The following is a 12449-nucleotide window of genomic DNA, read 5'->3' as shown; positions in this document are numbered from 1 at the left end:
AGCGGCTGGCACATTGCGTATATTCCGGAAGATGCCAGCGGAGGGATGGACCAGTTTGCTGGGGTGTTTACTCGGCGGCGTGGTGGTTTGCTGCTTATGTGTGAGTGGTGGCTGGCACATTGAGGGGCCGGGGCCAGGGGCTGGTTCTCGGATTGGCTTGTTTACTGGGCACCTGGCACTCCCTCCACCCTGCTGGGCGCTTATGTGTGAGTGGCGGCTGGCACATTGAGGGGCCGGACCCAGAGGCCGGTTCCAGGATTGGCTTGTTTGCTGGGATGTTGACGCGGTGGTGTTGCGGTTTGTTGCTTATGTGCCAGTGGTGGCTGGCACATAAGCAACCCCGCTAGGCGAATGTCGGGAAAATCCCCGCATCTGCCCTACTCCCGCCACTTCCCTGCTCCGCTCACTGCGTAAAGCGGCAAAGATCGTTGGCGGCGTTCTCGCCACTGCGCTTGTCGCTGGGGGTCTTCGCCGTCGTGAAGTGGTAGCGCGAATCGCCGCCATACTCGAGCACATAATGGTTGTTGACCCGTACCCGCTCGTATCCTAGCTTTTCCAACTCGCGGAAGAGTTCAGCGCCAGGGCGGATGAACAGCGGCGCGATGTTTTTGATCTGCGCGCGCCGCTGCTCGTGGAGTTTACGGTATCGGTTTGCCTCAAGCACGTCGGAATACACATCCGACCGGCGAGAGCGCTTGTCTGACGGCAGCTCGCGCAGCGCTTCGTCAACCGCTTCAAGTACGTAGTCCTGCACTTCGCCTGGGAACAGGTCGTGTTCCGTGCCGTAGGTGAGCAGCGTCTCGCGGCCGCCGCTGAAAGTCCGGTCGGCCAACTCGTTGTTCTCGCGCTTGAGCTGAGCCACCTGCTCTTGGTACTGCGCGTTGCTGCGGCGCAATCCGTCGATCTCGTCCTGATAATGCCGCTGCAATTCGGCGAGGCTCTTCTCCTGCTCGTCGAGCAGATCCTGCAATGCCTTCATGTCTTGCTGTTGCTTGCGTTGGGCGTCGCGGTCGACATCATTCTCGAAGCGCTTCGCGGCGTTGAACTGGCGCAGCTTCTCGTCTTTGGCAATGTTTTGCTGCTTCTGTTCGTGCAACTGCGATTGCGTTTCGTCAAGCTGGCGCTTGAGCTGCTGCATCTGCGCGTCATGGTCTGCATCGGCGTTGGCCTTTCGACTGGCGGCGTCGGCCTGCCGCTCCATGATGGTGCGGATCTTGTTTTGCAAGGTCTGGTTGGCAGATGCCACCTTCTCGTAGCTGTGCTGCGCATCGTCCGCCTTGTGGTCGAGGATGAGCGCCGTCACGCCACTCCACGTTTGTTCTTCGGGAACCTCTTCAAGACGGCGTTGCTGCACGAGGCAGCGCTTCGCGGATTGGCGCAGCTGCTCGTCCACGTCCTCGGCGGCCATGTGGCGCGGGATGAAGAATGAATCCGGCATCATGGCCTTGCCAGAATCCGTCGGCCAGTACAACGCCATGGGACTATCCTTCACCAACTCGCACTTGCACTCACGGGAAAGTTTGCCGTAATCCGCATCCGTCGACGGACCGATGACCACGTGCGCGATTCCTTTGACCTGCGACGCAAGGTGCGTGGCGTCGACCGCAGTGCTGCCGTCACCATCGCGTGGCACGTAGATGATGGGCAGTCGGATGTCGTCCGCCCCGCGGATCGCGGCGGAGAATCCCTCTCGCTGCTCCTTGGTGGCTGCGTCGAGGTCCAAAGGCCGGCGGCTCATGGGAAGGTGCCCGTCATCGCTCAGATAGCCGCCATCCTCCAGCAGCGAAATAAGCAAGGGCGCGGAGAAATCATCCTCGGGGTTCGCGCCGCGACGATATGTGCGGCTCAGCTCAATCTCGAGCATGCGAGCGGTGAGGTTGAGCACGTAATCGCTGTACCAGTGCACGCCGTCGCGCACCTTCTCTTGGCGGATGGCGATGATATGCGAGGCGCGCAGTCGCGCACGCACCATCTGGTATTCGGCTTCGCTCATGCGCTGCGGCTTGCCGTTCGCCTGGCGTCGGGTAGCGGGACGGCGCGATCCTCCCCTGCCTTGATTGGGCAGCCTTCTGGGAGCAGCGTCACGCGAATCATCGCCGTATTCCTTTATCGTGAGCTGCAACTGCGGGGTGCCGTATTTTGCGTTTCGCACGCCTGGCTTCCAATCGATGCCGGGGATGCGGTTTTCTTCCCGTGGATTTTTCTCGATACATTCGATGACGAGCCCGATGAACGCATCGGCGTTGAGCGTGTATTTGGTGCCCAGCAGGCTTGAATACAACAGCATGACTGCTCCCTTCTATTGCTTTCTGTTGTTTTATTGCCTTCGTTGCCTTCTCTCAGGCTGCTGCATTATCGTTGCCGCGCTGTCATGGCCGCCTGGATGTCAGAGCTCCGTGGTTTCAGAGCTCCGTAGTTCCAGAGCTTTGCCAGATGGCCATGACTTCGCGACTCCCCGATTCGTCAGTCAACCCAATCTTCCACTTTCGCCGCTTTCGCGGGATCGTAAGCGTCCGGCTCCACCACGATGTCAAGCGTGTAATACGGTATCGCGGCGCGCAGCTGCTCTTCCAAGCGGTTGATGGCGACCGTGTCGTCCAGCTCGGTTTCGTTGCGGAACTGCACTTTGAGCAAAACGAGGATACGCTTTTCGGACAGGTGGATCGCGGCGGGGTCGGCAAGCACGCGCTCGACATCGGGATTGCGCGCCAGCACAGACGAGATGATCTGGTACGTATGCTCGCTCGCGCCTTCGCCGATGAGCAGTGAGGCGACCTGCCAGCCCAGCAGCAGCGCGCCGATAATCAGCAGGACGCCGATGCTGGTGCCGCCGATCGCATCCCAGATTTCATCGCCTGTCGCGATGGCGACCGCAGTGCCGATGAACGCGAACGCCAGGCCAATCACAGCCAGCGTGTCTTCCGCCAGCACGACCGCAATGTCGGATGATTTCGTGCCGCGCCAGAACTTCCACAGGCTGAAACGTCCCGGATTGTGTGTTTCGGCGAAGCGCTCCTTGGCTTCCTTGATGCCATTGTGCAGGCTCCACGATTCGATGAGCGCACACACGAGGGTCACGACGAGCACAACAATCATCTTGCTCGTGTCCACCGCGTGCGCCTCCGGACCGCCGCTTGCGACAGCGCGGATCTTCGCAATGGATTCGCTCGCCGAATACACGCCGCCAATGGCGAACAGCGACACCGCCACGATGAACGACGCCAGATAGCGGGCGCGTGACCATCCGAGCGGATGCTTGCGGCTGGGCGGGCGGTGCGACAGCTTGTTGCCGATGATCAGCGTCAGCTCGTTGCCGGAGTCCGCAAGGCTATGCACGCTTTCTGACAGCATCGAGGCGGATCGCGTGAACAGGAACACCGCGAATTTGACCAGCGCCACCAGGATGTTCGCCACGAGCGCGGCGATGACCGCGATGCCGATTTTGGCGCTCTTGCGATCCGTGCCGTTGGGACCGAGATCATGATTCATGGCGGCGTTGCCTTCCGGCTGCGGCTGCCGCAGGGTCGGCGGTTGTTTGATGGCCGGTGCCGCCGCGGCGGTAGCTGTCGGCGCAGTCTCCTGCTGTGCTTGCTCGTGAAGGTTCGTATTGCTATCGGTGTGCGTACGCGCACTGCTTTGTGTGCTTCCCATGTTTTTCAGTGTACTCGGCAGGTGCGGGATTGGCAGGCCGGAGTGGCTGAACGCCGGCATTTGCCGCTTTGATGGTGCTAGTCTGTTTTTGTTGTCGCTGATCCCAAGCGACAACAACCCAGCGTCGAGGATAGAAGGGTTTGGGAAGATGGAGTTCATCGAGAAGCCTCAGAGCGAACTTGCTTTTGAAAAGCAATTGATCGACTATCTGCAGCACATCGGTGGGACGAAGCAGTGGGAGTATCGTGCTGATATCAAGACCACGGAAGGGCTGTGGACGAACTTCCGTGAGATTTTGGAACGTAATAATTGGGACAAGCTCCAAGGGAAGCTGTTGAGCGATCAGGAGTTCGCGCAGGTCCAAAAGGAGATCTGCGCCCTCACGTCCCCGTTCAAAGCAGGGCAGTGGATTTACGGAGTCAATGGCGTGACCCAGGTGCAGATTCAACGCGACGATTCCAACGGCGGAGCACCCACGTACCTCACCGTCTTCGACCAGGATCAGGTAGGCGCAGGCAACACCACATATCAGATAGTCAACCAAATCAAGCGCGAGCACGTCCAGGCAGGCGCGCCCAACTGCCGTTTCGACACCACCCTCCTCATCAACGGCCTTCCGATCATCCAGATCGAGGAAAAGGCCACGAGCCATGATCCCATGGAAGCGATGAACCAGATGCGGCAGTATGCCAGCTGGGACATGTACGGCGATATCTTCTCCACCCTGCAGATTCTCATCGGCATGACCCCCACAGACGTCCACTACATGGCAAACACCGATGCCGACTCCTTCAACACCGCGTTCGCATTCCGCTGGCAGCATGAGAAAGACAGCTCCCCTGTCTACGATTGGAAGGAGTTCTGCAATCTGTTCCTGTCCATCCCCCAGGCTCACCGGATGGCAACTAACTACATGATTCTTGACAACTCACCCAAGCACAACAAGCTCATCGTCATGCGCCCCTATCAGGTGTATGCCACGAAGCGTGTTCTCGAGAAGCTTCGAAACCACACCTTCGGTACCGACGCACAGGAAGTCGGCTATGTGTGGCATACCACCGGCTCAGGCAAAACCATCAGCAGCTTCAAGACAGCATGGCTCGCGGCGCGCCTGCCCAACGTCGACAAGGTCGTGTTCGTCGTGGACCGCAGGGCGCTGACGAAGCAAACCTTCGAGGACTACCAGGCCTACGACCCCGATTACGACCCGGAATCCACCTCCGACAAGAAGGCCGGTATCATCACAGACACCGCCAATGTGCGCGATCTCAAGCGCAAGCTGTCGAGCACCTCCACCAAGGACTCGATCATCGTCACGTCCATCCAGAAGCTCGCGAAGCTCTCCTCGAGCGCATCATTCCCCCGTCAAGACAAGAAGAACACTGTGTTCATCGTCGACGAGGCGCACCGCTCCACGAACGGCGAGATGATCCGCGTGATCAAGAACAAGTTCCCCCGTTCCGCATGGGTCGGCTACACAGGAACCCCTGCCTTCGAGGGAGACCTGACCTACAAGGCGTTCGGCCCGCTCATCCACGCATACACCATTCGCGAAGCCATCGCAGACAAGAACGTGCTGGGCTTTAAGGTGGACTTCGAACATACGCTTCCCGATGATGAGATTCGCGAGAAGGTGCTCCCCGCCATTCTCGCCGAGCGCAATCCGGACCTCAGCGAAGGCGAGATCGATGATCAAATCGCCCGTATGTCCAGCGACGAAGCCGAACGCCTCGTCGATTCGGGCATCTATGACTCGAATCCGCACCATATCGAGAAGGTGGTGGAAGACATCGTCACCAAGTGGCGCAACCGTTCGAAAGAGTTCCGCTACAACGCCATCCTCACCACCCACGTGCGCGGGGGTGGATCCTCGATCCCGATGGCGCTCGCATACTACGAGGAGTTCAAGAAGGCAAATGCCAAGCTGGTCGAAGAAGGCAAGCAGCCGATCAAGGTCGCGGTGACGTTCTCGTGGTCCACTGACAATGGCGATAACCAGTATGCGAACAACCTTGGGCTGCGTACCGCAATTAAGGACTACGACCAGACCTTCGGCACCAGCTGGTGCCAGGACGACCTCAACGTCGATGGCTATTTCAACGATGTGATGGAAAGGCTCGCCGACAAGCAGCGTGAGGGTGAAAAACTCGACCTCGCCATCGTGGTGGATCAGCTTCTGACGGGATACGATGCCCCCAAGCTCAACACACTTTATGTTGACCGAGTGCTTGCCGGCGCGAACCTCATTCAGGCATATTCGCGTACGAACCGCGTAGAGGATTCAAGCGCCAAGCCGTTCGGCCACATCGTCAATTACCGATACCCCACCACCTCCAAGAAGCTGATGGATGAGGCGATTGGCAAGTACGCGAATCGCGATTCCGCCAACGTCCAGGAAAAGCTGCCCATCGACACTGACGACCTGTCTTCGGTTCTCGCGGAGCCGTATGATAACGCCGCCGCGAAGACGAAGAAGATTGTCGATGAGATCCGTGAATTGACGGATGGCTTTGCTCGCACGCCGCAGAGCGAGGAGGAACAAGCCCACATCCACCAGCTTGTCCAGGAGCTCAGCGACAACGTGGGCAGGCTCAAGCAGTACGACGAATTCGACTACGAGAACCCGGACAAGCTGTATGACGATCTCGGCATCGACCAGAAGGAATACGAGTGGACCGTCACGACGCTTTTCCTCGATACTGCCCCGGCCGACCCCGTCAATCCGGTGGATCCCGTAGACCCCGACGACAAGCCGCTGCTCGACATGGATTCGCTGCACTTCAGGGTCGAGCACATCTCTGATGTACGTGTGAACTTCGACTACATCGCGAAACTCCTCGCCGACCTGATCAACGCCGTCCACGAGGATTCCGACGACGTGGATAAGAAATACACCGTCCTCAGAGACCATGCTAACGCCATGGAGAACCGCACGCAGGCAAATCGCATCATCCGAACGGCGGATGCCGCGATGAACCACGAGCTCGAAGAGACGCAGAGACTCACCTACCCCGTCAAGCCGGAGCACATCACCAATATCGTGAACAAGTACACCGAGGAAAGCCAGCGCAGCCAGATCGTGGGCTTCCGAAAAAAGTGGGGCTTGGTTGATGTTGAGTCCGCTCAGCTGCTCATCGAGAAAATCATCAGGCGTCATACCAAGGGAACGTCTGACCTTAACCAAGGAAGCGAATTCGAGCGCCTGTACAAGGGCGCGATCATGAGCGACGGAGTGGCCTGCTACTACCAGAGCGACGCCGAGGATCCCGAGGTCCGGGAGATGTCACGTCTGCAGTACCGCAACAAGCTGCACGAAGCCCTCCAGAACTTCGCCGATCGGATGACCAAGTACTGACCCGCAAGGACTGACCTCTGGCCAATCACCACAAAACACTCATAAAGAACAGGAACAGACATGACAGACCAGAACGAATCCGAACATATCTCCGACGAGCAGCGCGCGAAGAACCTCACCTCCCAGCTGTGGGCGATGGCGAACGCACTGCGTGGAAAAATGGATGCCAGCGAGTTCCGCGACTACATTCTCGGCTTCATCTTCTACCGCTACCTCTCCGCCAAGCAGGAGCGTTTCCTGAAGAATTCAGGGCTTCTGACCATGAAGGACGGCGAGGACATCAATGACGCCTATGCCCGGGACGTCGAGCAGGAGGGGCTGGATGAATGGCACCAGGCCCTTTCCGAGGAACTCGGCTACGCCATTGACCCGGAAGACACGTGGGCGACTCTCGTCCGCAAGGTCAAGGACCAGCAGGTGCGCCCCGAGGACTTCGGCAACATCTTCGATCACTTCAAGCAGAACGCACAGCTCAATGCAGATGCCAGTCGCGACTTCCGTGACGTGTTTGACGACATCAACCTCATGAACTCGTCTCTGGGCAACTCAACCGCCGCGCGCACGAAGGCGCTGGCGGACTTGGTGGAACGCATCGACGAGGTGAACTTCCTGGATGAATCCGGGCACGACATCCTGGGCAACGTCTACGAGTACCTCATCGCACAGTTCGCCGGCAACAGCGGCAAAAAGGCAGGCGAGTTCTACACCCCGCACGAAGTGTCGCGTGTGCTGGCCGGTCTCGTCACCTATGTGCCGGAGGATTCGAGCGACACGGAGAAGACTGCGGTGCATGCCCCCGGCGTGGATTTCGACGTCTATGACCCCACGTGCGGATCGGGGTCACTCCTGCTCACGGTGCAGGGCGAACTGAGGAAGGCGAACAACGGTGAGCTGCCCGCCGACAAGCATGTGCATTTCTACGGACAGGAACTCAACCGCACCACATACAACCTCGCGCGCATGAACCTCATGATGCACGACGTGGACTACCAGTGGATGGATCTGCGCAACGCCGACACTCTCGAGCAGGATTGGCCGGACGGCATCGACAGCAACGGAATCGACCATCCGCGCTCCTTCGATGCTGTGGTAGCCAACCCGCCGTATTCGCAGCATTGGGACAACTCGGAATCCAAGCTGAAGGATCCCCGTTTCAAGGACTTCGGCAAGCTCGCACCCAAGTCCAAGGCCGACTACGCCTTCGTGGAGCATTGCCTCTACCATCTCAAGCCCACCGGGCGCATGGCCATTGTGCTCCCCCACGGCGTGCTGTTCCGTGGCGCTGCCGAAGGCACCATCCGCCGCGCCATCATCGACAAGAACTACCTCGATGCCGTGATCGGCATGCCGAGCAACCTGTTCTACTCCACGTCGATTCCGACCGTCGTGCTGGTATTCCGCAAAGACAGGACGACGAACGACATCCTCTTCATCGACGCCTCCCAAAATTTCGAAAAGGGCAAGAACCAGAACCGCCTGCGCGATGAAGACATCCAGAAGATCATCGACACCTATGCCGCCCGCAAAGACGTGGACAAGTACGCTCACGTTGCGTCGCTCGACGAAATCAAGGAGAACGACTACAACCTGAACATCCCCCGTTACGTGGACACTTTCGAGGAAGAGGAACCCATCGATCTCGACGAAGTCAACCGCGAGCTCGAGAGCAATGCTAAGGAGATGGAACGCCTCGAAAAGGAACTCCAGGCCATGATCGACCAGCTCGTTCCCACGTCGGCGATGAACGACGATGGGTCGGAGCAGTCCGGCAAGGAAGCAACATCGGAGGCGCAGGAATGACCGAATTCCATGATTTGCCACAAGACGAGCAACGCCGACTGATTTACCCGGAAATCATCCGCGTCGTTCGTCTGCTGGGCGGACGCGCAACGCGTGCCCAGATTCGTGAGGAATTGAAGAATTCCTCACGAATCATCGATGTAGAGACGATCACTGCGGAGAAGGACTCCCCGAACCGGCCCGGCGAGACGTTCCGCCCCTTCGACTTCCCCTTCTACATGAGTATCAAGGACCTGGTCTTCACTGGGTACCTGTCTGACGAAGACAGGCATACGGTTGCCCTGACGGACAAGGGCCGTGAAGTGGACATGAATTCATGGGATCTCATGAAGGAAGTGTTCAAGCCGGCTCGTGCGGAGTGGAACCGCCGTGCGAAACGCAACAAGCAATTGCGTGAAGCCAACTCGGAGAATTCCGTGCAACCTGTCGAGACCGAAGCACCTGTGTCTACCGTGGAACAGGCGGAAGACACGGGTGATGCCATCGAACAAACTGAGATGTCGCTTCCCGAATCCGAAGACCCTGAAATCGAGTTCCAATCTAGGCTTCACAACGCGCTCATGGGCCTGACGCCGATACGGTTTGAGGAATTCGCCCGCGAGCTGGTGAAGGAAATGGGCGTCACCATTGACCCCGACCTCGGCATCAAAGCAACGGGTGATGGCGGGATTGACGGCTTCGGCTACGTGACTGGCGACGATTTTCGGACCACTCGCGTCGCCATCCAGGCTAAGCGTTGGCAGGGAACGGTGTCCAGCCCGGAGATTGACCGATTCCGTGGCGCAATGGACAAGTTCAACGCCGAATACGGTATCTTCATCACCACGTCCGACTTTTCGCAGGACGCCGTCCGCGCATCTCGTTCCTACACACGGATGGTCACGCTGATTAATGGCACGAAAATCGCCGAACTCGTCAGGCGCTATCATCTGCACGCCCAAGAAGTCACGGCATGGGTGCTTGATGACGATTTCTTCCATCCCGACCGGGTTTAGCACACCCAAGAATGTGCATTGATTTTCACGAACACGAGGTAATAATGGCCAAGAAGAACAGCAAGAAAACGGTGCCAGAACTGCGTTTCCGCGGCTTCACTGACCCTTGGGAGCAGCGACAGTTGGGCGAGGTGGGTTCAGCTACTAGTGGCGTGGGTTTCCCGGATGCTGAGCAGGGAGGCACCGACGGCCTTCCGTTCTACAAGGTATCCGACATGAACTTGTCGGGAAATGAATCAGTGATGTCTGCTTCAAGCAATTACGTGTCTGCTGAGCAAGTCGTGAAAAACCACTGGAAACCGATTACGACGGTTCCCGCGATTATTTTCGCAAAGGTCGGCGCGGCCGTCTTTCTTGACAGAAAGCGCGTTGCAGCTACTCCATTTCTCATGGATAACAACATGATGGCATACATTCCCGATGGGAAATCATGGGACGTTGATTTCTGCCTTTCGGCATTCAACCGAATTCGGCTCTCGAATCTGGCTCGCATCGGTGCCCTGCCTTCAATCAACGCATCAGACGTTGAACAGCATCACATTGCTCTACCGGGTCTCCCCGAGCAGCGCCTCATCGGCCGGTTCTTCTCCACCCTCGACAGCCTTATCGCCGCCGCCGAGCGACAGGAGGCCCTCCTCAGGCAGAAGAAACAAGCCTACCTGCAGCTCATGTTCCCACGGGAAGGCGAAACCGAACCACGCCTAAGATTCACCGGATTCAGTGGAGAATGGGAGACGCAACAGTTTGGTGAGTTGTATGCCCCGTCGCGCGAAAAGAACGACGGGAGTTTCTCCGCAAAGGACATCATCTCGGTGGCGGGAATGCGGTACGCGTCCCGTGAGCCCGCGGACTCCAGCGATGACTACATGCGGACATACAACGTGATGAGGGTCGGGGACATCGCTTTCGAAGGGCATACATCGAATGAATTCGCTTTCGGCAGGTTCGTCGAGAACGACCTAGGAGACGGCATCGTTTCCCATGTCTTTGTGGTGCTGAGGCCGATTCCTGGGCGTAGGTATAATCTCGCGTTCTGGAAAGAGGCGATACACGACGAGCTCCTCATGCGGCGGATCCTCGCCCGAAGCACGAAACGCTCGACAATGATGCACGAAATCGTCGTTCCCGACTTCCTCAAGGAAACCGTCCGGGTTCCCTCGTTGCCTGAGCAACAGGAAATCGGAAAGTTCTTTACGACGCTTGATAGCACTATCGACATATTCAGAAAGAGGGTCGAGCTCCTTAAGAAGCAGAAGAGCGCATACCTCCAAAGCATGTTCATCTAAGTACGCGATGCGTGTCTCCCGCGATGTACATGAGAGACACGCATCGCGAGATGTCATATGAACATTCTTTGCGAGTAGGCGCGTTTCATTGTTCGGAGAGTTTCAGCGTGTCTTCCGACGATTCCAATGAGATGGTCCAATCGTGTGAAGAACTTGCCTATACATTGCTCCTCTTGATTTGTGGCGATTGAAATCGGTGTTTGCAGCAATTCCTTCGATGTGATGGCATCGAGCACCGATCCTGAACTTACCCGATTCCAGTGGCCAGATGTTTTCAAACGTTCCAAGGAATAGCGAAGAAAACTATTTCCGGGAATGCCAGCAAATCCGCGGCCTATACAAGCCGGAACCGGAGTAACGGCCACATCGCCAACAGGTGCGCGTACGCTAACCAGGAGTGTGCCCGCCGGCACAACCTTCGTTGGGCGCGATGTCCAGACGCGCGGCACGAAGACTCCGTCAGCGATGTCAGTATTCCCTTGTGCAAGCGCGACACCATTCTGATTGTCGCTTGAATATCTGCCTTCCGGCGATTGACCAATGACAACTTCCGCCACCTCTCCCAACTGTCGCTGCTCCCAGTCGCCGCTGAACCCATTGGACCTCAGCCGGGGCTGGGTTTCTCCTTCTTGGGGGAACATGAGCTGCAGGTAGGCTTGTTTCTTCTGTCTGAGAAGGGCCTCCTGTCGCTCGGCGGCGGCGATAAGGGAATCAAGGGTGGAGAAGAACTGGCCGATCTTTTGCTGTTCGGATAAAGAGGGTACAGCGACGACCTCCTTGAGGAAGTCGGGGACGACGATTTCATGCATCATCGTCGACCGCTTCGTGCTCCGGGCGAGGATCCGCTTCATGAGGAACTCATCATGTATCGCCTCTTTCCAGAACGCGAGATCATACCTACGCCCTGGAAGAGGCCTGAGCACCACGAAGACATGGGAAATGATGCCGTCTCCTAGGTCGTTCTCGACGAACCTGCCGAAAGCGAATTCATTCGATGTATGCCCTTCGAAAGCGATGTCCCCGACTCTCATCACGTTGTACGTCCGCATGTAATCGTCGGTGGAGTTGGAGGATTCACGGGACGCATATCGCATGCCAGCCACGGAGATGATGTCCCTGGCTGAGAAAGCACCATTGTTCTTCTCACGCGACGGTGCATACAACTCTCCCAACTGTCGCTGCTCCCAAGGATGAGAATCCGTTCCAAGCTCTCCCGTTTGACAGGAAATTTGAGAAATGTTTGTGCTGTATCGATTGGTTTGAGTTGCTACCACGGTGCATCACTATGAGTAGAACGCTGCAGAGAATAATGTCAGGCCACACGATTGGAAAACGAGTTTGCACCATGTCGAGCATTGCTGA

7 protein-coding genes are annotated in these 12449 nt (G+C 57.5%); 4 read left to right on the top strand and 3 right to left on the bottom strand.

The window, feature by feature from the left end; genetic code table 11:
- Nucleotides 1-403: 403 nt before the first annotated feature.
- Nucleotides 404-2287, bottom strand: coding sequence for a hypothetical protein (locus tag CLV65_RS01865; protein ID WP_094691683.1), 1884 nt, complete (start codon nucleotides 2285-2287; stop codon nucleotides 404-406).
- Between the two features lie 176 nt (nucleotides 2288-2463).
- Nucleotides 2464-3651, bottom strand: coding sequence for a cation diffusion facilitator family transporter (locus CLV65_RS01860; RefSeq protein ID WP_157847192.1), 1188 nt, complete (start codon nucleotides 3649-3651; stop codon nucleotides 2464-2466).
- A 148-nt stretch (nucleotides 3652-3799) separates the two neighbouring features.
- Here CLV65_RS01860 and CLV65_RS01855 point away from each other — a divergent pair, with 148 nt between their 5' ends.
- From CLV65_RS01855 to CLV65_RS01840, 4 genes are read left to right on the top strand one after another with little or no spacing between them, the layout of a single operon-like run.
- Nucleotides 3800-7006, top strand: a complete 3207-nt coding sequence (locus CLV65_RS01855) for a type I restriction endonuclease subunit R (protein WP_211278435.1) — start codon at nucleotides 3800-3802, stop codon at nucleotides 7004-7006.
- A 60-nt stretch (nucleotides 7007-7066) separates the two neighbouring features.
- Complete coding sequence (locus tag CLV65_RS01850; protein WP_094691681.1) at nucleotides 7067-8806, top strand: type I restriction-modification system subunit M; 1740 nt, start codon at nucleotides 7067-7069, stop codon at nucleotides 8804-8806.
- Nucleotides 8803-9801: a restriction endonuclease gene (locus CLV65_RS01845; RefSeq protein ID WP_094691680.1), complete on the top strand. Its 999-nt coding sequence runs from the start codon at nucleotides 8803-8805 to the stop codon at nucleotides 9799-9801. The genes CLV65_RS01850 and CLV65_RS01845 overlap by 4 nt, the downstream gene beginning before the upstream one ends.
- Nucleotides 9802-9845: 44 nt before the next feature.
- Nucleotides 9846-11087 carry a restriction endonuclease subunit S gene (locus tag CLV65_RS01840; RefSeq protein WP_094691679.1) on the top strand — a complete coding sequence of 414 codons (1242 nt, stop codon included), beginning with the start codon at nucleotides 9846-9848 and terminating at the stop codon, nucleotides 11085-11087.
- Nucleotides 11088-11140: 53 nt separating this feature from the next.
- On the opposite strand, the gene CLV65_RS01835 is transcribed toward CLV65_RS01840, so the two are convergent.
- Entirely contained in the window at nucleotides 11141-12361 is a 1221-nt protein-coding gene (locus CLV65_RS01835; protein ID WP_144441904.1) for a restriction endonuclease subunit S, read from the bottom strand.
- Nucleotides 12362-12449: the final 88 nt, after the last annotated feature.

The sequence above is a fragment of the Pseudoscardovia suis genome, assembly GCF_002797875.1.
Lineage (GTDB): Bacteria > Actinomycetota > Actinomycetes > Actinomycetales > Bifidobacteriaceae > Pseudoscardovia > Pseudoscardovia suis.
The sequence above is the reverse complement of the archived record's forward strand: the minus strand, read 5'-3'. Positions and strand labels throughout refer to the sequence as shown.